This is a genomic window from Mycobacterium sp. NTMscope_MAC_12 (genome assembly GCF_976985675.1).
Window position 1 is genome coordinate 2530866 of record NZ_CDRJYY010000001.1, and the last position, 19760, is coordinate 2550625.

At 67.2% G+C, this 19760-nt stretch carries 18 protein-coding genes; 8 read left to right on the top strand and 10 right to left on the bottom strand.

The features are described from left to right. Position 1 precedes the first annotated feature (1 nt). The 4 genes from AC0KS4_RS11655 (at position 2) to AC0KS4_RS11670 (ending at position 5020) form a co-directional block, all read left to right on the top strand. A complete protein-coding gene (locus AC0KS4_RS11655; protein ID WP_225328218.1) occupies positions 2 to 1174 on the top strand; it encodes an amidohydrolase family protein in 1173 nt (390 codons plus the stop codon). Further along, the gene (locus AC0KS4_RS11660) at positions 1171 to 2406 is read left to right on the top strand and encodes a M24 family metallopeptidase (protein ID WP_238955897.1); all 1236 of its coding nucleotides are present in this window, start codon (positions 1171 to 1173) and stop codon (positions 2404 to 2406) included. Before AC0KS4_RS11655 ends, AC0KS4_RS11660 begins: the two co-directional genes overlap by 4 nt. Continuing rightward, the gene (locus AC0KS4_RS11665) at positions 2396 to 3514 is read left to right on the top strand and encodes a M24 family metallopeptidase (RefSeq protein ID WP_225328172.1); all 1119 of its coding nucleotides are present in this window, start codon (positions 2396 to 2398) and stop codon (positions 3512 to 3514) included. The genes AC0KS4_RS11660 and AC0KS4_RS11665 overlap by 11 nt, the downstream gene beginning before the upstream one ends. Before the next feature lie 141 nt (positions 3515 to 3655). Further along, the gene (locus AC0KS4_RS11670) at positions 3656 to 5020 is read left to right on the top strand and encodes an HNH endonuclease signature motif containing protein (protein WP_238955898.1); all 1365 of its coding nucleotides are present in this window, start codon (positions 3656 to 3658) and stop codon (positions 5018 to 5020) included. A gap of 2 nt (positions 5021 to 5022) precedes the next feature. On the opposite strand, the gene AC0KS4_RS11675 is transcribed toward AC0KS4_RS11670, so the two are convergent. From AC0KS4_RS11675 to AC0KS4_RS11705, 7 genes are all read right to left on the bottom strand, one after another. Beyond that, entirely contained in the window at positions 5023 to 6282 is a 1260-nt protein-coding gene (locus tag AC0KS4_RS11675; RefSeq protein ID WP_238957288.1) for a hypothetical protein, read from the bottom strand. A gap of 19 nt (positions 6283 to 6301) precedes the next feature. Then, positions 6302 to 7063: an SDR family NAD(P)-dependent oxidoreductase gene (locus tag AC0KS4_RS11680; RefSeq protein ID WP_225328170.1), complete on the bottom strand. Its 762-nt coding sequence runs from the start codon at positions 7061 to 7063 to the stop codon at positions 6302 to 6304. Next, entirely contained in the window at positions 7060 to 9411 is a 2352-nt protein-coding gene (locus AC0KS4_RS11685; RefSeq protein WP_238955899.1) for a CaiB/BaiF CoA transferase family protein, read from the bottom strand. The genes AC0KS4_RS11680 and AC0KS4_RS11685 overlap by 4 nt, the downstream gene beginning before the upstream one ends. 19 nt (positions 9412 to 9430) lie before the next feature. Further along, entirely contained in the window at positions 9431 to 10399 is a 969-nt protein-coding gene (locus tag AC0KS4_RS11690) for an enoyl-CoA hydratase/isomerase family protein (protein ID WP_009952401.1), read from the bottom strand. Between the two features lie 34 nt (positions 10400 to 10433). Then, the gene (locus AC0KS4_RS11695) at positions 10434 to 11270 is read right to left on the bottom strand and encodes a mycofactocin-coupled SDR family oxidoreductase (protein WP_308193079.1); all 837 of its coding nucleotides are present in this window, start codon (positions 11268 to 11270) and stop codon (positions 10434 to 10436) included. An 8-nt stretch (positions 11271 to 11278) separates the two neighbouring features. Next, positions 11279 to 12484 carry a cytochrome P450 gene (locus AC0KS4_RS11700; protein WP_238955901.1) on the bottom strand — a complete coding sequence of 402 codons (1206 nt, stop codon included), beginning with the start codon at positions 12482 to 12484 and terminating at the stop codon, positions 11279 to 11281. Positions 12485 to 12734: 250 nt separating this feature from the next. Next, entirely contained in the window at positions 12735 to 13418 is a 684-nt protein-coding gene (locus AC0KS4_RS11705; protein WP_225328167.1) for a TetR/AcrR family transcriptional regulator, read from the bottom strand. Between the two features lie 153 nt (positions 13419 to 13571). On the opposite strand from AC0KS4_RS11705, the gene AC0KS4_RS11710 reads away from it, so the two are divergent. Continuing rightward, positions 13572 to 14177, top strand: coding sequence for a SecDF P1 head subdomain-containing protein (locus tag AC0KS4_RS11710; RefSeq protein WP_255642030.1), 606 nt, complete (start codon positions 13572 to 13574; stop codon positions 14175 to 14177). A 71-nt stretch (positions 14178 to 14248) separates the two neighbouring features. Here AC0KS4_RS11710 and AC0KS4_RS11715 read toward each other — a convergent pair whose 3' ends face one another. Together AC0KS4_RS11715 and AC0KS4_RS11720 are read right to left on the bottom strand one after the other, a co-directional pair. Continuing rightward, positions 14249 to 14677 carry a nuclear transport factor 2 family protein gene (locus AC0KS4_RS11715; RefSeq protein ID WP_225328166.1) on the bottom strand — a complete coding sequence of 143 codons (429 nt, stop codon included), beginning with the start codon at positions 14675 to 14677 and terminating at the stop codon, positions 14249 to 14251. 33 nt (positions 14678 to 14710) lie between these two features. Then, entirely contained in the window at positions 14711 to 15445 is a 735-nt protein-coding gene (locus AC0KS4_RS11720) for an SDR family NAD(P)-dependent oxidoreductase (RefSeq protein ID WP_225328165.1), read from the bottom strand. A gap of 126 nt (positions 15446 to 15571) precedes the next feature. Here AC0KS4_RS11720 and AC0KS4_RS11725 point away from each other — a divergent pair, with 126 nt between their 5' ends. Further along, positions 15572 to 16222 (top strand): TetR/AcrR family transcriptional regulator, encoded by a 651-nt coding sequence (locus AC0KS4_RS11725; RefSeq protein ID WP_225328164.1) that lies wholly within the window; start codon positions 15572 to 15574, stop codon positions 16220 to 16222. Between the two features lie 166 nt (positions 16223 to 16388). Next, positions 16389 to 17018, top strand: coding sequence for a class I SAM-dependent methyltransferase (locus AC0KS4_RS11730; protein WP_238955902.1), 630 nt, complete (start codon positions 16389 to 16391; stop codon positions 17016 to 17018). Between the two features lie 22 nt (positions 17019 to 17040). Here AC0KS4_RS11730 and AC0KS4_RS11735 read toward each other — a convergent pair whose 3' ends face one another. Next, positions 17041 to 18642: an arylsulfatase gene (locus AC0KS4_RS11735; protein ID WP_225328162.1), complete on the bottom strand. Its 1602-nt coding sequence runs from the start codon at positions 18640 to 18642 to the stop codon at positions 17041 to 17043. Positions 18643 to 18734: 92 nt separating this feature from the next. Between AC0KS4_RS11735 and AC0KS4_RS11740 the strand changes: the two genes are divergently transcribed. Continuing rightward, positions 18735 to 19760: an NAD(P)H-dependent flavin oxidoreductase gene (locus tag AC0KS4_RS11740; RefSeq protein WP_238955903.1), complete on the top strand. Its 1026-nt coding sequence runs from the start codon at positions 18735 to 18737 to the stop codon at positions 19758 to 19760.

Below are 19760 nucleotides of genomic sequence, written 5' to 3' on the forward strand. Positions count from 1 at the left end.
GATGTCCAGCCCAGCCCAAACCGTCTATCCCGACGGCGTGATCGGCGCGCCCAAGGACCGTCGCGGTCATGCCGCGGAGTTCAGCACCGGCCTGCCGGCCGGCACCGAGGTCTTCTCCGCCGACAACCACATCTCGGTGGCCGACGACATCTTCTACGAGCGCTTTCCCGAAGATCTCAAGGATCAGGCCCCGCGGATCTGGTACGAGGACGGCGCGTACCTGCTCGGCCCGCCCGGACAGTCGATGGTGGTCGGCGACTTCAGCGCGGTGCTCATGCAGTACGACGATCTCGCCGGGGCGGCCACCAACAACGTCGAGGCCCGGGTTCGTGAGCTCGCCGAAGACGGCGTCGACAGGGAACTGGCCTTCCCGAATGCGGTGCTCGCGCTGTTCCACCATCCCGACCACGCGATCCGCGAGCGGATCTTTCGGGTCTACAACGAGCACATCGCCGACGTTCAGGAACGTTCCGGCGGGCATTGCTATGGCGTCGGATTGATCAACTGGTGGGATCCGGCCGGCGCCCGCCGCACGCTCACCGAGCTGAAGTCGCTGCGGCTGACCACGTTTCTGATGCCGATCAGTCCCGGCAACGACCGCGACGGCCAGCCCATCGATTACTCCAGCACCGCGATGAGCGCGGTGTGGGACGAGATCGAAGAGGCCGGCCTGCCGGTCGCGCACCATATCGGCGAGAGTCAACCCAAGTTCCCCAGCGAGGTCAACAGCGTGGCGGTGGCCATGATGGTCAACATCGACTCGTTTCGAGAGATGTTCTCCAAGTACATCTTCGGCGGCATCCTCGACCGGCATCCGCGGTTGCGGGTCGGCTGGTTCGAGGGCGGTATTGCCTGGGTACCGACGGCGCTGCAGGACGCCGAGCACGTGCTGGCCTCGTATCGGCACATGCTCGCGCACCAGCCCGAGCGCCACATTCGCCATTACTGGGACACGCACATGTACGCCTCGTTCATGGTCGATCCCTTGGGCTTGCGGCAGATCAACGAGATCGGCGTCGACAAGGTGATGTGGTCGTCGGACTACCCGCACAACGAAAGCACTTTCGGCTATTCGGAGCGGTCGCTGGCCGCGGTGGTCGGCGCCGTCGGGCCGGAGGACGCCGTGCGTGTTGTCGGCGGCAACATCAAGAAATTCCTGGGGATCGCCGCATGACGAACTCGGCGACCGCCGTCGACTCGGTGCTCGACATCCCCGACGAGCCGGATTGGGCCCGCATGCGCGCGGAGACCGGAGCGCGGCTGCGGGCGGCGATGGCCGAACACGGTGTCGACGCGCTGATCCTGCTGCTGAACGGCTACGTCGGCTACGCCACGGGCGCCAGCTGGCCGCTGTTGGATGCGGGCCTGTCCCACGTGGAGCGCCCCGTCGCGGTGGTGCTCGCCGATGACGTGTATCCGCACCTGTTCATGCCGTTCCGCAGCGGGGCGTGCGCGGAAGCGCCGGTTCCCGACGACCATCTGCACGGCCCCGCGTACCTCGAATTCGACCACGGGGTCGAGGATTTCGCGCGGCGGCTGGCCGGGATCGTCCCGCCGGGAGCGCGCATCGCCGTCGACGAGCTCACCGGGGCGATGCGGCGGGCGGCGCCCAAGCTCTTCCCGGCGGGCCCACCGACGGATGCGGCCATCGTGGTCGGCGCCGCGCAGTTGGTGAAGACCCGCGACGAATTGTCCTGTCTGCGCAGGGCGGCCCGCATCACCGAACAGGCCATCGTGGACGTGCAGCAGGCGCTCGCGCCGGGCGTCCGCCAGATCGATCTTTCGGCCACGTTCGTGCGTCGCGCGTTCGAGCTGGGCGCCACGACCAACATGCTGGAGGCCATCTGGCAGGTGATGCCGAGCTCCCGGGAAGCCGGGGTATGGACGACGCACGGCGACCTCGCGCTGCCGTTGCTGCCGACGGATCGCGAACTGGCGGCCGGCGACGTGCTGTGGACCGACATCAGCATCACCTACGCCGGATACTGTTCCGACTTCGGGCGAACCTGGGTGGTCGGCGAGCGCCCGACGACACGACAGCAGGACCAGTTCCGGCAGTGGCGCACTGTCCTCGACGCGGTGCTGGCCGTGACCAAAGCCGGTGCGACGTCCGGTGATTTGGCGCGCGCGGCGATTGGCGCCAACGGTGGCCGCAAACCCTGGCTGCCGCATTTCTATCTGGGGCACGGCATCGGCACCTATCCCGCCGAGGCGCCGATGATCGGCACGGATCTCGGCGCGGAGTTCGACGACAACTTCGTCTTCCCGCCCGGCATGGTGCTGGTCTTGGAACCGGTCATGTGGGAGGACGGCACGGGAGGCTATCGGAGTGAGGAGATCGTGGTAATCACCGAGGACGGCTACGTGCCGATCACCGACTACCCCTACACCCCCTATGACGACTGAAGTTCTGCCCGACCCCGTGGCGTTGCGCTCGGGGCGCCGGGAACGCGCGCTGGCCCAGATGGACGAGCATGGTCTGGACATCCTGGTGCTCGGGCGGCAGGCCAACATTCGTTACGTCACCGGCGCGCCGCAGCTGTGGATCGCCGGGACACGACCGTTCGGTCCGATGTGTGTGCTGGTGCGTGCCACTAAGGACATCTACCTCAACAGCACCGACGATGAGGGGGTCCCGGAGGAGATCGACCACGATCACCTCTACGGGCTGGCCTGGAACCCGATGACGCTCATCGACGTGCTGAAGAAGGTCGACGGCGCAGAGTCGGCGCGGCGGGTCGGAACCGATGCGATCACACCGACTTTCGCCGCGCTGCTGCCCGAGGCATTTCCCCACGCGGAACTCGTCGACGCCGAGCCGGCGATGCGCGCGGCTCGGCGCATCAAGACGCCCGACGAAATCGCCGCGATGGAGGCGGCCCTTCGCGTCGCCGACCACGGACTCGCCACTGCCCTGGGCGAATTGGCGCCCGCGGTGTCGGAGCGGACCCTGGCCGGGGTGATGATGGAGGCGATGGCCGCCGGCGGGGTGAGCACGCCGGCCACCCAGGACGCCGCGTGGGTGACGTCGCGGGAACAGCCGTGGCGCCGCGCTTCTGCGCACGAGATCGGATCGGGCGATCTCGTCGCGTTCGCCGCGGGCGCGTTGGCGGACGGCTACGTCGCGGAAGTGGGACGCACCTGGCCCGCCGGCGACGCCGTCAGCGGCGATGTGCGCGAGCTCTTCTCGCGGTCGAACACGTTGTACGACACGATGCTCGCCGCGTGCCGTCCCGGCGCACCCACCCGCGATCTGCTCGCCGCCTATGAGGCGGTCGGTGAGCCGATACCGCCGATGCCGATCGCGCACGGGCTGGGGCTGGGTTTCGACCCGCCGGTCGTGTCCGAAGCCCTGCTGGCCGCGGGCGAGCACGACCAACTCGAGGCGGGCATGGTGTTGGCGATCACCGGTTATGTGTGGCGGCAGGGCGCCGGCGCGGTGTTCCGCCGCGACACCGTCCACATCACCGAGGAGGGCGTCGATGTGCTGACCACCAGTCCTGCTTGGGGTTAGCCTGGGCGGCGTCGGTCCTTCCCGGCCCCACGGGCGCGATTACGGATACCGGAAACGGATATCGAAATCCCTTGTGTCACTGCGGTTTCAGTGGTCACAATCCGCGGTTTTTTGTCGGTGGCCGTTCCTACACTTTGGGGCATGGGTTCGAGCAGTCGGGATGAGATCGTCGAGGTCTTCGAAGCGCTCGATGCCGACCTGGACCGGTTGTGCGCGTTGTCCTTTGAGGTGTTCACCACCCCGGAACGGTTGCGCACGCTCGAGCGCATCGAACGCGTTGCGCGCCGGCTGCGCGCCCCCCAGCATGAGTTGATCAATCAGCTGCGCGCCCAGGCCACCACGACAGAACTCGGTGGCACCCTGCGTTGTGCGCTGGCCGATCGGTTACGCATCACCAAGTCCGAGGCCGGCCGCCGGGTGGACGAAGCCGCTGATCTCGGGGAACGTCAAGCGTTGACCGGGGAGGCGTTGGCCCCCACCTTGAGCGCCACAGCGGCCGCCCAACGCCAAGGATTGATCGGCGACGGACACGTGCGGGTCATCCGCGGTTTCTTTGCCAACCTGCCGTCCGGGGGCGACCCGTGCATCCACGAGCACGCCGACCAAGATTTGGCGCAGCAGGCCCGCGGCTTTCGCCCCGATGAGTTGCACAAATACGCCCACCGGCTGATGGGCTGGATCAACCCCGACGGCAAACTCAAAGACGGCGAGCGTGCCCGCAAGCGCGGCATCACCATCGGCGCCCAGCAATACGACGGCATGTCACCCATCCGCGGCTATCTGACCCCCGAGGCGCGCGCCACCTTCGAACCCGTGCTGGCCAAGCTGGGCGCCCCCGGCGCCTGCAATCCTGACGACGACGTTCCGTTCATCGATGAGGTTCCCGATGACGATGCAGTGCGCCGTGACCTGCGTACCCCAGCCCAGCGCAATCACGACGGTCTGCTGGTCGGGCTGCGCACCCTGCTGGCCTCCGGGGAGCTGGGGTGCCACAACGGCCTACCCGTGTCGGTCGTGGTCTCCACCAGCCTGCAGGAGCTCGAAGCCGCGGCAGGTAAAGGTATCACCGGCGGGGGCTCGTTGGTGCCGATGTCGGATCTGATCCGCATGGCCAGCCACGCCCACCACTATTTGGCGATCTTCGACCGCGGCAGGGCTCTGGCGTTACACCACACCAAGCGGCTGGCCTCTCCCGCTCAGCGAATCATGTTGTACGCCAAGGACCGGGGCTGCACGAAACCGGGCTGTGACGCGCCGGCGTATCACAGCCAGGTCCACCACGTGAGCGGCTGGACCACCACGCATCGCACCGACATCGATGACCTCACCCTGGCCTGCGGACCGGATAACCGGCTAGCCGAAAAGGGTTGGACCACCCGCAAAAACGCCCGCGGCGACACCGAATGGCTCCCACCGGCCCACCTCGACCACGGACAACCCCGCACCAACGCCTTCCATCACCCCGAACGATTCCTGAATTACGACGGCGACGACGACCCAGTTTGACGCTAGGGCACCGCGTCATCGAGCAGGTCCCCCACTCGATGACATTCCCACGCGCTGAGCAGGTTCGACAGCATCTGCAGTGGCGCGCGCACGCTTTCGTCGTCCCGGATGCGTGGATCCTTGCGCGTGCCGGGCACGGCGTCGAATCGCTTGCGGATCAGGGCCGGCACGTCCAACAACCAGGCGACCCCCATGGCGGCCGCATAGAGCAGCATGTGCCGACGCAACCGGGACGGGTCGAGACGTGGACCGCCGCAGCGCTCGTATTCCGTGACGAAGAGGGTCAGCAGCTCGTCGAGATGCGCGTCCCACATCTCGGTCTCGGCGCCGGACATCGCTCCCCACAGCGCCATGCCCAGATTCATCTGGGCGACGCATCCCCAGTCCATCAGGCCGCAGTGCAACGCGCCGTCGGTGTCGCGCCAGAACCACGCGTTGTCGATGTTGGCGTTCCAGTGGCACAGCGCGACATAGTCGGAGTCGTCGGCCAGTTGGTGCGCGATGGTGTGCTCATGGAGCGCCACGCGGGCTACGTCATCGCGCAGGCGGGCCAGGAATTCCGGCGAGCCGACGTTCGCCGGCAGCAACCCGGGATGGGTGCGCGCGAATTCGGCAAGTTGGTTCACCCGTCGGTCCAGCTGCTCCGCGGACAACGCCGCCCGCTCCCCGACCGTCGCGGCCCGCACGTCCAACGGAAAGTGAGCGGTCAATTCCGCGGGCAGCCGGCCGGAGCGATGCGTGCCGGCCAGGCGCGCGAGCGCGGTCAGCAGCGCGCGGTAGTGCTCGAGGGGTTCGGGCATTTCGTAGTCGAGGCACTTGTGGTACTGGCGCTCGATACCGTTGCCACCGAAGGTGATCCGCTCGGTGATCAGTAGGCCGGTGCCAGTTTGACCGTGGTAATCGGCGAACTGCGCGCAGGGTATGGCGATGGGGAATTCGGGGGTGCGCGACAGCGAGGCGAAGCGGACCTCGGGTTCCATCTGTGTCTTTCCGCGATCGCGCACCGGATTGTCGAAATCGCGGGAGAACTTGACGAACAGGTCGGTGTGCAGATCGGGTGCGGGACGGTCGTATTCGACCGACAACACCACTTTGCGTCCGGTGCTGCCGCCGTCGATCTCGCGGTAGTCGCCGATGTGGACAACGCTGTTGTCGTCGAGTGTCCCGGCCGCCCGAAAGACCTTCGTGAGGAACGAAGCTCCACCGCTGAGCAGGGTCGCGGGGTCCGCCGGGATCGGCAATCCATACTGATCACCGATCACCCAGTGCGAACTCACAGCGCTACCAGGTCTGTTCGGCGGCGCGCACCAGCATGTGGTTGACCGCCACCCGTCGGTCGCGGGTGACCATGAACAGGACCGCGTCGGCGATGTCCTCGGGCCGCAGCATGACCATGCCCGACGTCTGCTTTTCGAAGGCCTCCCGCGAGGATTCGGCCAGATGGCTGAAGATCTCGGTATCCACCGTTCCCGGGCCCACCACGCCGACGCGCACCCGCTTGCCGAGCACCTCTTGGCGGATGCCTTCGCTGAACGCGTTGACCCCGAACTTGGTCAGCGAATACACGGCGGTATTCGGCCGGGCCACCCACCCGGCGGTGGAACTGATGGTCACCAGGTCCGCCACGCCGCGGGGCGAGTCGGCGGCGGCGTCGATCAGGTGCGGTAGCGCCGCGCGCGTCGCGTAGAGGACACCCTGCACGTTGACGGCCACCATGTTGTCCCAATCCTGCAGCGAGGCTTCGGTCGCGGGCGCCGACTGCATTAGGCCGGCGTTGTTCACCAAGGTGTCGAGGCGCCCGAACTCAGCGATGGTGCGCTGCACGGCGGCCGCGACCTGCTCGGCGTCGGTGACGTCGGCGGCGACGACGAGCGCTGTGCCGCCGGAGGATTCGATCTCGGCCTTCAGCTCCGCCAGTCGGTCGCCGCGGCGCGCGAGAAGGGCCACCGCCGCGCCCTCGGCGGCCAGCGCTTTGGCCGTCGCCGCTCCGATGCCACTACTGGCGCCGGTCACCAGGGCCGCGGTCTGCGCCAAGATTGTCATGATCCGCCCGTCGGTTGCGTGCCCAATATCTCCTGCAGAACGTAATCCGTGTCCTCGCCCAGGTCGGGCGCGCCGCGCGCAATCCGCGCGGGGTTGCGCGCCAGCCGCCAGGACGGTCCGAGCACGGGCCGCTGGCCTTCGCGATGGTCCGAAACGAAACGAAACAGTTCGCGGTCCCAGAGTTGTTGGTCGGCAATCACATCCATGGCGGTGGCGCTCTTGGTGGCCGGCACTCCCGCCGTTCGTAGCCGATGAGCGAGTTCCTCGGCGTCGAGGGCGCGGGTCAGCGACGCGAGATCGGCGTCGAGGGGTTCGACGTGCCGGCGTCGGTCCTCTGACGTGGCGTAGCGGGGGTCGCCGGCCAGCGAGGCGGCACCGAGCACGCCGCACAACCGCCGCCATTCGGTGTCGTTGGAGACGGCCACGCTGACCCAAGAGCCATCCGCGCACGGGTAGCAGCCGTGCGGGCACATGTCGGGGTGGTGGTTTCCGTCGGCGCCGAGTCGTCGCCCGGTGAGGCTGTGTTCGAGCAGGCTATCCCCGATCATCGAGGAGAGGGTTTCGACGGCCGACACGTCGACGAATTGCCCTGCGCCGCTGAGCTCGCGGTGCAGCAGGGCCACCACGGCGGCGTATGCGGCCGCCGCGCCGACGGTGGAATCCCCGTAGCGCATGCTGGTTCCGAGCGGGGGCCCGCCGGCGTAGCCGACGAGCGGCGCGAGGCCGGCCAGGGCGGCGAAGCAGGGCGCGTAGCCGGTCTGATGTCCCAGCGGCCCGTCGTTGCCCCACATCTTGATCGACACCGAGATGATGTCGGGTTTGATATCGGTGAGCCGGTCGTACCCGAGGCCTTGGCGCTCCATCGCGCCCGGCCGCAGGTTGTTGATGACGATGTCGCTGCGGGCGATCAGGTCCCGCAGTTGCGCCATGCCCTCGTCGGACTTGATGTCGATGTCGACGCTCAAGATCTCGGGGTTGATGCTCAGGAAGAACGGCGCGTGGTTGATGTCGGTGCCGCCGTAGGCCCGCATCTCCTCGGGCAGCGCCGCGGTTTCGACCTTGATCACCTCGGCGCCCAACAGCGCCAGCAGCTTGCCGGCGTACGGGCCGGCCCACACCTTGGTGAGTTCGACGACGCGCACCCCCTCCAGCGGGCCACCGCGCGGTGTCTTGGGCGGCTTCAGCTGCGCCGAATGCACCGCCGGTGGGGCGTGTGGAGTGTCGAGGAGGTCCGGGACCGACGCGGTGTGCTGGCCGAGCGCGGGTGCCGCGGAGGCGATTTCAGCGGGGGACGCGCTGAACAGGTACGGCACCGTGGGGTATGCCGCGTCGCCGAGCACGGGGTGGCTCACGTCGGAAAAGAAGCCGCGGTGACGGTACTGGGGTGAGCGATGCAGGTCGGCGGCCTCGTTGACCGGCACCAGCGGCACGCCCAGGCGCTGAGCCTCGTCGGCCGCCGTCTCCTTGGACAGGTCGCGGACCCACGCCGCGAATCCCCGCTGGAACGCGACGACCTTGTCCGGGGTGACGGAGAACTCCAGCCAGTCGTCGTCGAAGTCGTCGAGCCAAATCGGGCGGCCCATCAACTCCTTGACGCCGAGCCAGTGGGCGCGGCTGGTCAGGTACAGATAGACAAAGCCCTCGGCACAGGCGAAGAACGACGCCGGACCCTGCTGGTCGTAGTCGTCCCGGGTGCCGAGGGCGGGGACTTCGCCGGTGACCAGGCGCCCGAGAATGCAATCGGCCCGCGAGACCAGCACCGCCTGCTGGGAGACGTCGATGGTCTCGCCCCGGCCGGAGTGCAGGCGCCCGAACAACGCGGCCGCGACGCACAGCGCCGCCTCCAGCCCCGCCTCGTAGTCGGGCAGGAATCGGCCCGGCCCCCGCAGCGGCGGCCTGGTCGGGTCCGGATGGCTGGGGGTGTGATAGCCCCAGCCGCTGGCGTGGAACACGTTGATGCTCTTCGCATTCGCGTACTCGGCCGGGACGTCACGGCCGAACGGCGTGATGGAGCAGCACACTGCGCTCGGGTGTCGCCGCCCCCAATCGGTGTCGCCGTCGTCGATGACCGCGTCGGCGCCGCCGATGAGCCGATCCAGACGCTCGGCGCCTGCTCGCGAGGCGGTGTCGAGAACGACGGAACGTTTGTTGGTGTTGAGGTAGGCGAACAATGCGCCGCCCTCAACGCCGTCGGCGAGACGGGGCGCCATGGCCCGCGTCGGGCTGCCGCGACCCGGCGCCTCGACCTTGATCACTTCGGCGCCGAAGTCGGCCAGCAGCTTTCCGCAGTACTCCCCCGCGACCGACCCCGCCAATTCGATGACCCTGAAGGCCGTCAGCGCCGACATGTGCGCCCTCGCAAGGTGGTCAGGGCTTCGCGCGACCGGAGCGGCTCAGTCGCCACTCCGGTGGGAAGTTCATGTCGTTGTCCTTGACGACGTTGTTGAGGCCCTTCTCGAAGGTGCCCGCGGTCAGGTCGACCTCTTGCGCGTCATTGGCGATCATCGGCAGCATGCCCTCGACCATGCCGGTCAGCAGGCTGCCGAAGTACTCGCCCTTGTGCTGCTTGTAGAGCTCCAGGAAGGTCTTCTGCACGGCCACGGTGTCGGTCGGGCGGGCCTTCGAGCACGCCAGCGCGTACTTGAGGGTCTCGTCTTCCAGCTTGTCGCGGGGCACCACGCTGTTGACGAAGCCGCAGTCGTACATCTCCTTGGCGCTGAACGGCCTTCCGGTGAACAGCATTTCGGAGAACTTGCGCAGGCCCATCGTCTCGGCCCACCACCACAGCCGTGGGCCCCAGCCCACGTAGCGGAACGCCGGGTGGCCGAACAGGGCGTCGTCGGAGGAGATCACCAGGTCGGCGTCGCCGGCCTGGTAGAAGTGCCACCCGTAGCAGTAGCCCTTGGCCTCGATGATGCTGATCTTCCGAAGTTCTTGCAGCGGACGGTTTCCCGCGCGCGCCTTGGCGTAGAAGTCGGTGACCGTGGACAGGTAGCGGTAGGAGCCGCCGGGCGGGTACTTGACGTCGTCGTCGTTGATCGCGAGTTCGTGCAACAGGGGCATGCCCGGGTTCTCCAGCATCCCGCGCTGTTCGGGCAGGTCTCCGCCGCTACCAAAATCCTCACCCTCGCCGCGGATCACGACGACCTTGACGTCGTCGTCGACGTTGCACTTGTGGATCAGATCGGCGTAGTTCTGCCGCATCCCCAGGGTGGTGGAGTTCTGCGCGTCGGGGCGGTCGAAGGTGATGTAGGCGATGCGGTTCTTCTTATCCTTTTCGAACTTGATGTACTGCTCGGCTTCCTTCTTCATTTCTTCGTAGTCGTACTCGGGCATAGTCTTCTTCTTTCAGTTGAATTTTTGTTAATGCTTACTTGAGCAGAGCACCCGCGTCGACGGGTAGCGAAACGCCTGTGATGTAACGCGATTCGTCAGAGGCAAGGAACAGGACGGCATTGCTGATGTCGACGGCTTCCACCCAGGGCACCGGCAACGTGTGCATCATCTGCGAGAACGGCGCGAAATCGTCCGGCCCGGGATTTTCCAGGTCCGGCCGGAACAACCGGAACGTCACCTCGTTGATCGTCATCGGGGTGTTGACCTGGCTCGGGTGCACCGAGTTGACCCGAATGTTGTGCTCGCCCAGCTCGACGGCGAACGCCCGCATCAGCCCCAGAACTCCATGCTTTGCGGCAATGTAGTGGCCGGTGTGCGCCATGGCCTTGTGCGATCCGACGGAACCGGTCAACACGATGGAGCCGCCCCGGCCCCCAGAGATAATATGTGGCACACCGGCTTTCACCGTGTGCCACACGCCGGAGAGGTTCACGTCGATCATGTCGTGCCAGATGTTCTCGCGGATCTTGTGTAGCTTGTTGCCGAAGGTGCCGATGCCGGCGTTGGCGACGATGATGTCGAGGCGGCCGAGCTGTTCCACCCCGCTGTCCACGGCGGCCTTCAGCGCGTCGTAGTCGCGGACGTCGACCTGAGCGGTCACGATGCGGCGGTCGAGAGCCTTGACCAGATCGACGGTTTCGTCGAGGTCTTCCGGCGTCGAGTGCGGATAGGCCAGGTTCTCGATCGGCCCGCAGACGTCGATGGCGATGATGTCGGCGCCTTCCTGCGCCAGACGCACGGCGTGGCTGCGGCCCTGACCGCGGGCGGCGCCGCTGATGAAGGCGACCTTCCCTTCTACCCGCCCATTCACCCGACTTGTCATCGTGACACCAGCGCCGGCATGCACTCCCAGCCCCGCACCGTGGACGTGGGGCTGAGTGTGGCTTTGCTCAGGTCGACCTCCCATTCGGGGAAACGCTTGAGAATCTCCTCTAGCGCGACGCGGCCCTCCAGGCGCGCCAGCGCCGAGCCCAGGCAGAAGTGCGTGCCCATGCTGAACGTGAGGTGCGGACGGACCGCGCGATGAATGTTGAATTCGCCCGCGTCGGGCCCGAACTGGGCCTCGTCGCGGCACGCCGATCCGATGAGCATCATCATCACGCTGCCCTCGGGCACCGTCTGGTCGTGCACGGTGACGTCGCGGGTCACGTACCGGGACACGTGCGGGGCCGGCGGTTCGTAGCGCAACAGCTCCTCGATGGCCTGCGGGACGAGCGCGGGATTCTCGACGAGGTCGCGGCGCTGATCGGGGTGCTCGGCGAGAACCTTTCCGGACCAACCGATCAGCCGGGTGGTGGTTTCATTGCCCGCCCCGGCGACGACGTTGAGGTAGACGAGGATCTCTTCGCGACTGAGGTGCCGGGTCGTGCCGGATTCGTCGACGAACTCGACGTTGAGAAGTTCGGTCATGATGTCGTCGGACGGATGCTCCGCGCGCCAGTCGATGTACGCCTCGAACTGCTCACCCACGGACAGGCCGTGCTGGGCCGCGTCCATGGGCTTGCCGGCCTCCGTGCGCAGCTGCGCGTTGCCCCGGTCGCGGATGTACTCCTGGTCGTCTTCGGGGATGCCGAGCAACATGCTGATGACCTTCATCGGCATCTGCGCGCCCAGGTCGGTGACGAAGTCGAAGTGCCCCGAGCCCACCAGCGGGTCCAGGAGTTGGGCGCAGAAGTCGCGGATCATCGGCTCGAGCGCGGCGATCCTGCGCGGGGTGAACATCCGCGACAGCAGTTTGCGGTGCACGTCGTGGATCGGCGGGTCTTCGAAGATCAACATGCCCGACGGGATTTCGAGGTTGGCCTTGATCAGCTCGAGGATCGCGCCGCGCGCGGAGCTGTACGTCTCGTGGTCGACGAGCGCCTTGCTGACGTCGGCGTAGCGGCTCACCGCATAGAAGTCGAATTCGGCGTTGTAGTACAGCGGCGCCTCTTCGCGCAACCGCGCGAACATCGGGTAGGGGTCGGCGATCAGCCCGACGTCGTATGGATCGAAACGAACATGGCTGTCGGTGCTCGCCGTCACGAAACCCCTCCTACCGCTGCAGTTTTGGATATCCGGATTACCAGCGCCGGGGCCCGCGCTGCCAGCGTTACGGTGCTGGATTCGGTCCGGGGCAATTTACACACTCCGCTTAATTGCGTCGCTCTGGCGTGTGCACAAGTTCGGCTCAAAACGGCGCATGAACGTGGACTCACTCTATTGTCGTAGAGAACCATACTGCGGGTGCTCTGGCAAGGGTAAGAGCCCCGCGCGCCGGATCCGGCCGGGGCTCTCATTGCGACCCCGCCGCCCCGCCGCGCAGCAGCTGCAGGCCGCCCGCCTGGGTGAGCCGCCCCTTGTCCGAACTCCTCAATATCCCGGCCGCGATCGCCGACAAGACCCCATCGAGCTGTTCGGCGCTGTCGACGATCCGGTCGCCATGGGCAAACCGCTGCAGCAGGCCGTTGATGAACGTCAACGTGACGTTGCTCAGATCCTCGACGACGGCCGGATCCAGCTCCGCGCCATGCGGCATGAGCTGCACGAGGATTTCCCGATGCAGCTTGGTGAACTCGTCGGTGGCCTGCTGCAGGATCGCGGCCAGCGCGGGATCGCGGGTGGCCTGCATGGTCAGCTCATATCGCGCCCGGGTCCGGTACAGCTGCGGATCGCTGCCAGCCTGGATGACGACCTGCGACAACCGCGAGGGTGTGGGAGCCTCACCGCCGGCCTCGGAACTGTCCGCGATCGCCTGCAGTTCGGCGAGGTCGAGCTCGGCCGAACGCTCCGCGACGGCCCGCAGCAACGCCGAGCGGGTGCGGAAATAGAACGACGTCGTGCCGTCCGGCACGCCCGCCTTGCGATCCACCTTCAAATGGCTCAACCCCTTGGCCCCGTCATCGGCCAACAATCGAATCGCCGCATCGCATAAATCGCGGCGGCGCTCGGCGGGATTAGGCTTTCGTCGTTTATCCATAGCCATTCAGGATCGAGACACTACTCTATATTCGTAGTGTCAGTAAAGGATGGCACATCTCCCCCTCGGCGGCACCGCGCCCGCTTGGCACCAAAGAAACTGCGGTGCAAGAGTTCCGAGGATCCTCCGGATACGTGAGTAGAGTGTGTTTCGATGTGTCCCCGTCGAGTTCGCGTGCGCAACGCCGTCGCCTGGCTTGGGTCCATCGGTCTACTTGCGGCGCTGACGTGTGGCTGCCACTCGGCGCACAAGCCCGCGCCGTCCAGCCCGCCGACCACCAACGCGCCCACCACTTCTGCCGCGCCGCCGGCGCCGCCGCCGATCGTGAAGATTGCGCCGCTGCCCGTTCGGCCGGTGACAAAGTCACATCCGACGACGCCCGCCACCAAGTGCCCGGACATGGGTCCAAACGTCCCCGTCGCCCCGACCGACGCCCTCAACACCTGCGACATCGGCCGGGCCAACGTGTACGCGCTGGGTCCGGAAACCATGCAGCTCGGGCTGATCCACGTGGACCCGCCCAAGGCCCTGACGGCAGATTTTTACGAGGTGACCCTGGTGCTCGACCCGCCGTCGGCGGCGGCGTGGGCGTCGTTCACCGCCGAGCATCTCAAAGACCATGTGGCCTTCATCCGGGACAACCTGGTGCTGGAAGCGCCGATCATCGAGGAACAGGTCACCTCCGGACGGATCGTGCTGACCACCCAAACAGCCGAGGGGGCAGCACAATTGGCCCAGCTGGCGGGTCGTCCCGCGTGACGGCGGGAATTCCTAACTGGGCCGTCGAGCCGGGCTGCTGTCTTGCGTGCTCCACCGTCGACGGCACGCCATCAAGTTTCGTCGTTCGTGCGTAGTTCCCAGGGCTGCATGCCAAGCAGACCGGCAAGGCGCCGCTGCATCTGCACGCCGGACGGAAGCGGGCGCCACCATATGGTCACCTCGGCGATCTTGCCGTCCTCGTCGAGCAGGATGTAGTCCATCCCGTCGACCACGGTGTCTTCGACCTGCAGCCGGAAGTACGCGGCGTGGTGCGTCTGGCCGCTGAGGACTTCCTGGTAGGCGAGATCGGTCGCCACCGTGCCGACCCCTTGCATGGCGCCCAGGACGGCCTCCCGGCCGGTGAGTGGGTCATCGCCGAGCGGGCCGTAGAGCACCGCGTCCTCGGCGAGGAGTCCGGAAAGTGCGTCTTTGTCTGCGCCGCCGTGCATGCAGTCGACGAAGGCCTGCACCGTGCCGCGGTGCGGGGTGAACGTGGTCATGGTTACTCCTGTGTGGTTGTGGTCGTCGCTCACTCAGATCACCGTGGTGCCGCCGTCGACCACCAGCTCCATGCCGTTGACATAGCTCGAGTCGTCGGAGGCGAGGAACAACGCGGCCGACGCAATTTCCGTGGGGCGGCCCATCTCTCGCCGCGGGATCACGGACTGGAACTGGGCCTTCATCTCCTCGTCCATCACCTCATCCAACATCGGCGAGGCGACCTGGCCGGGAGTCAGCACGTTCACCCGGATCTTCCTGTCCCTCAACTCGGCCACCCACACCCGCGCGTAGGCGGGCAGCACGGCCTTGCTTCCCGCGTACACACTCCAATTCGGGTAGCCGCGCAGCGATGCGTTCGATCCGGTCATGAAGATCGAGCCGCCGTCGTTGAACAGCGGCAGCGCCTTCTGCACGGTGAACAGCGTGCCGCGCGCGTTCAGCCAGAAGGCGTCATGGAAGTCCGCCTCGGTGATCTCGCCGAGCCTGTTCTGCTTGCCTATCCCGGCGCTTGCCCACAACGCGTCGATCGCGCCTTTCTCCCGCCTGACCGTGTCGAACAAGCGGTCCAAATCGTCGAGTTCGGCCGAATCACCTTGCACGCCGGTCACATTCCGCCCGATCTGTTCGACGGCCTCGTCCAGGGCGTCCTTCCGTCGGCCCGTGATGAAGACGTGAGCCCCCTCGTCGGCGAACAACTTGGCGCCGGCCAGGGCCATGCCACTTGTCGCGCCGGTGATCACTGCGACCTTTCCATCGAGCTTTCCCACGATTACTCCATCCGGTTCGTAGCGCCGATGTTATATACACCGAACTGTGTGCTTAACGTATCGGAGAGACATCTGTAATGCAAGCTATGCACACCGATCCGTACCCAACTGGGCTAGGCTGGCTCTATGACCGAGTTGGAGAAGGGGCCGCGAGGGCTGCGCCGCGGCAGGGGCGCACGCGAGCGCATCCTGGGCGCTTCACGACAACTGTTCCGCGATCAAGGCATCAACAGCACCGGCCTTGACCAGCTCTGCGCGGTGGCCCAAGTGTCCAAGCGCACGTTCTACCAGCACTTCACCGGCAAGGATGAGCTGATCGCCGAACACCTCCGCCGATTCGATCCCGACATCCTGCCCGAGGTCTTCGACCGCACCGACCTCACGCCGCGTGAACGGCTCCTCGCCGCATTCGACATTCACGGGCCCCTGTGCCCGTTCATCGCGGCGGCCGTCGAGATTCGCGACCCGGGCCACCCGGCACGCGTCCACGCCCGCGACTACAAGAAGGCTTTTGCCGCTCGCCTCGCCGAAACCGCGCGCGAAGCCGGCGCCACCGACCCCGAACAGCTCGGCGAACAACTCGCGCTGCTCCTGGATGGCGCCTCGGCGCGCAACCGAGTCCTCAACACCGAATCCTTCGCCACCGCCGGCGCCATCGCCGCCGTCCTCATCGACAACGCCATCCCCACAGCAGCGGAACCGCCCGGCGCAGGCGGGAACCGGTCAACCGGGACGAGGCCGCGTGCCGGCTCCGACGGCGAGCTCAGCCGAAATTGACGACGAGGGAGAAGTTGAAATCCTCCAAGCCATTCCGGCCCACGCCTCCTGATAGCAGGTCCCCGAAGAAAGTATTGAACGCCCCAAGCCCCGACACCGCCGACCTCGACTCCGCGGTTAGAGTCAACGCATGGGGCAGGTAACGGACCGCTGGCGTGCCGCTCGGGTGGCATCGGCGTTGTACAACACGGCCGCGATGCATGACGGCGTCGCTACGGTGGGCGCAAAAGTGTTGTGGGGGTTGGTGTTCCATGACCTCCTGGAAGGGGTTCAGCGGGTCGGCGATGCTCCCGATGGCGCCCATATCCTTGACATCCCGTGCGGTGGAGGCTTCGCGTTTCGCGGTTTGCGCCGCGGGCAGGATTGCCGCTACGTGGCCGCGGACATTTCGTCGGACATGCTGAGGCGGGCGCGCGGCCGGGCGACCCAGTTGGGCGTGGTCGGCCTGATGGAATTCAGCGAGGCCGATATCACAGATTTGCCCTTCCAGGACAACACGTTTGACCTGGTTTTGACGTTCAACGGGCTGCATTGCCTTCCTGATCCGCAGGCTGCGGTGGTCGAGCTCGCCCGCGTGCTCAAGCCGGGTGGGATTCTGCGCGGGAGCACGTGTGTCCGGGGTCGCGGCTGGCGCCAAGATCGCTTTGTGACGGCGTTGCAGGCGGCCGGCTTTTTCGGGAATACGCCCCAGGCCGGTGACGTGCAGCGCTGGCTCGACGACGCGGGACTCGACGTCGTGGTCGCGCGGCACAGTGGTTCAGTCGAGCTATTTGAGGCCCACCGACCCGGCACGTGATCGAGAAGCGGTGAACCGGTAGCTAGAGCTCGGTCTCGAAGACGGAGACGGGTTCGAGGATCACGCCGGTTTCTTCGACGTAGCGATCCCACAGCGCCACCAGCTCGGCGAGCTTGTCGGGATGCGACGCGGCCAGGTCGTCGACTTCACCGGGATCGGAAGCCAGATCGTAGAGCTGCCAACTGCCCGGACCGTACGGGGCCGGCAGGTGCAGCGCCTTCCAGTCCCCCTGCCGGATGGCGCGGCGGCCGAACAGCTCCCAGCCGGTCCCGGTGTCCGCGTCGTGCACGGTCTCCGCGGCGCCGGTCAGGTACTCCACCAGTGAGCGGCCGCGCATGGGGGCGACCTCGCGGCCGCGGTAGGACGTGCCCGGGTGTGCGGCGCCGGCCAGCTCCAACAACGTCGGTGCGATGTCCATGACGGTGCTGAACGCGGTGCCGATCTGCTGTTGCCGGGCGAAGCCCGGCCAGGTGATGAAGCCCGTCACGCGGATCCCGCCCTGGGTGGTGAACGCCTTGTGCAGACGCGACGGCGCGGTGGCCGCCTGCGCCCAGCGCGGCCCGTACCAGATGAAGGACGTGGGCCGGCCGAGGTTGTCGAGGCTGTTGTCGCAATTCTTTTCGATCTGCGCGGCGATTTCCGCGCCGCGCAGCGGCATCGCCTCCACGATCGCGCCCTCGGCGCCGTTGTCGGACAGGAAGATGACCACGGTGTCGTCGAGTTCGCCGCTGGCCGACAGGTAGTCGATCACCCGGCCGACGTTGTGGTCCATCCGGTCCACCATCCCGGCGTAGACCTCCATGCTGCGGGCCGAGCGCGCGCGCTGCTCGTCGGTCATGTCGGCCCATTCCGGGGCGCCGTCGGCCACCACCGGGTGCGCGACGACGTCGGGCGGGCACAGGCCGAGCCGCTTGAGGGCGGCCAGTCGCTCCTCGCGCAGCGCGTCCGGTCCCTGGTCGTAGCGTCCGCGGTACTTGGCGACGGATTCGTCGGGCGCCTGCAACGGCCAGTGCGGCGCTTGGAACGGCAGATAGGCGAAGAACGGGCGGTCGTCCTCGGGTGCGCGCTCATCCAGGTAGCGCAGCAACGTGTCGGTGTAGGAGTCCGACGAGTAGAAGTCGTCCCCGACGGTGACGAATTGGTCGTCCTCGGTGTAAAGCGTTGGCACCGGCGAAAACCCACGCGCGCCCGCTCCCCCGTAGTGGCTGGCTCCGGCGGGCAGCAGCGCGAAAGATCGCTCGAAACCGCGCGCCCACGGCGACCTGTCGATCGTGGCGCCCAGATGCCATTTGCCCGACATCAGCGTCAGATACCCGGCGTCGCGCAGGAGTTCGGGCAACGCGACGACCCGATCGTTCAGGTAGCCCTCGTAGCCGGGCGCTCCGCGAAATCCCGGGGACGCCACCTCGAGCATCGTGCCGATGCCGGCGATGTGGTGGTCGGTCCCGGTCAACAGCATCGCCCGGGTCGGCGAGCACGCCGGCGCCGAATGGAAATCGGTGAGCCGGATCCCGGAGTAGGCGAGCCGATCGAGGTTGGGCGTTTCAATCTCGCCGCCGAAGGCGCCGATGTCGGAAAACCCGAGGTCGTCTGCGACGATCACGAGGAAGTTGGGGCGTTTCACGCTCAAGCATCCTGCCAGGTCGGTGGTCACGGCGGAACGCTGGCGCACCGCCGCAGCGCCGCAGCGCCGATCGCGGCCGATATTGTCTACGCATGGAGATGTTGGCGCAGTTCGGGATGTCCATTCCGCTGGTTGCGGCCCCGATGTCGGGGGGCCCGACCACGCCGGCCATGGTGTCGGCCGCCACCCGCGCGGGGGCCCTGGGCGTGCTGGCCGCCGGCTACAAGACCGTCGAGGCCGTCGAAGCCGAGATCAAAGCCGTTCGCGCCGAAGGGATCCCGTTCGGCGTCAACGTGTTCGCACCGAACCCGTTGCCGGTCGACGCGCAGCGCTACCGGGCCTACGCCTCGAACATTGCGGCCGACGCCGACCAGTTCGGCCTGACGCTGCCGTCCGAGCCCATCGAGGACAACGACAGGTTCGACGAGAAGATCGAGCTGCTGCTCGACGATCCGGTTCCGATGGTGTCGTTCACGTTCGGGATTCCGCCGCGCGACGTGATCGCGGCGTTGCAGCGGGCCAAGAGCGTGGTGGTCCAGACGGTCACGACGGCCGAGGAGGCGGCGCAGGCGCACGCCGCCGGGGTCGACATGCTCGTCGTGCAGGCGGCGGACGCCGGCGGGCATTCCGGCACCCTGGCGCCGTTGCGACCGTTGACGCCCGTCGGGATCGTCGATCTCGTCACGCAGGTCGCGGCGACGGTTCCCCTGCCGGTGCTGGCCACCGGCGGGCTCGCCACGCCGGCCGCGGTGGCCGAGGTGATCCGGGCGGGCGCGGCCGCGGCCGCCGTCGGGACCGCGCTGCTGCGCGCCACCGAGAGCGGCGCGTCGGCCACTCATCAGGCGGCACTTGCCGATCCCGCGTACACGGAGACGGTGCTGACCCGGGCCTTCACCGGCCGACCGGCGCGCGGCCTGCGCAACGCGTTCATCGACGCCCACGAAGCCGAGGCGCCTCCGGGTTATCCCGCCATCCACCACCTGACCAGCCCGCTGCGCAAGGCGGCCGCGGCGGCGGGCAGGCCCGAGTACGTACACCTGTGGGCGGGCACCGGTTTTCGGCACGCGACCGCCGAGCCCGCGACCGACATTCTGCGCCGGCTGGCGTCGGACCTGTGA

What these genes read in the sequence shown, in the direction of transcription:
- AC0KS4_RS11670 (WP_238955898.1), top strand. Translation starts at nt 3,656, where the DNA reads ATGGGTTCGAGCAGTCGGGATGAGATCGTCGAGGTCTTCGAAGCGCTC.
- AC0KS4_RS11715 (WP_225328166.1), bottom strand. Translation starts at nt 14,677, where the DNA reads ATGACCACGTTCACCCCGCACCGCGGCACGGTGCAGGCCTTCGTCGAC.
- AC0KS4_RS11740 (WP_238955903.1), top strand. Translation starts at nt 18,735, where the DNA reads ATGGAGATGTTGGCGCAGTTCGGGATGTCCATTCCGCTGGTTGCGGCC.
- AC0KS4_RS11665 (WP_225328172.1), top strand. Translation starts at nt 2,396, where the DNA reads ATGACGACTGAAGTTCTGCCCGACCCCGTGGCGTTGCGCTCGGGGCGC.
- AC0KS4_RS11660 (WP_238955897.1), top strand. Translation starts at nt 1,171, where the DNA reads ATGACGAACTCGGCGACCGCCGTCGACTCGGTGCTCGACATCCCCGAC.
- AC0KS4_RS11680 (WP_225328170.1), bottom strand. Translation starts at nt 7,063, where the DNA reads ATGACAATCTTGGCGCAGACCGCGGCCCTGGTGACCGGCGCCAGTAGT.
- AC0KS4_RS11655 (WP_225328218.1), top strand. Translation starts at nt 2, where the DNA reads ATGTCCAGCCCAGCCCAAACCGTCTATCCCGACGGCGTGATCGGCGCG.
- AC0KS4_RS11725 (WP_225328164.1), top strand. Translation starts at nt 15,572, where the DNA reads ATGACCGAGTTGGAGAAGGGGCCGCGAGGGCTGCGCCGCGGCAGGGGC.
- AC0KS4_RS11710 (WP_255642030.1), top strand. Translation starts at nt 13,572, where the DNA reads ATGTGTCCCCGTCGAGTTCGCGTGCGCAACGCCGTCGCCTGGCTTGGG.
- AC0KS4_RS11685 (WP_238955899.1), bottom strand. Translation starts at nt 9,411, where the DNA reads ATGTCGGCGCTGACGGCCTTCAGGGTCATCGAATTGGCGGGGTCGGTC.
- AC0KS4_RS11705 (WP_225328167.1), bottom strand. Translation starts at nt 13,418, where the DNA reads ATGGATAAACGACGAAAGCCTAATCCCGCCGAGCGCCGCCGCGATTTA.
- AC0KS4_RS11690 (WP_009952401.1), bottom strand. Translation starts at nt 10,399, where the DNA reads ATGCCCGAGTACGACTACGAAGAAATGAAGAAGGAAGCCGAGCAGTAC.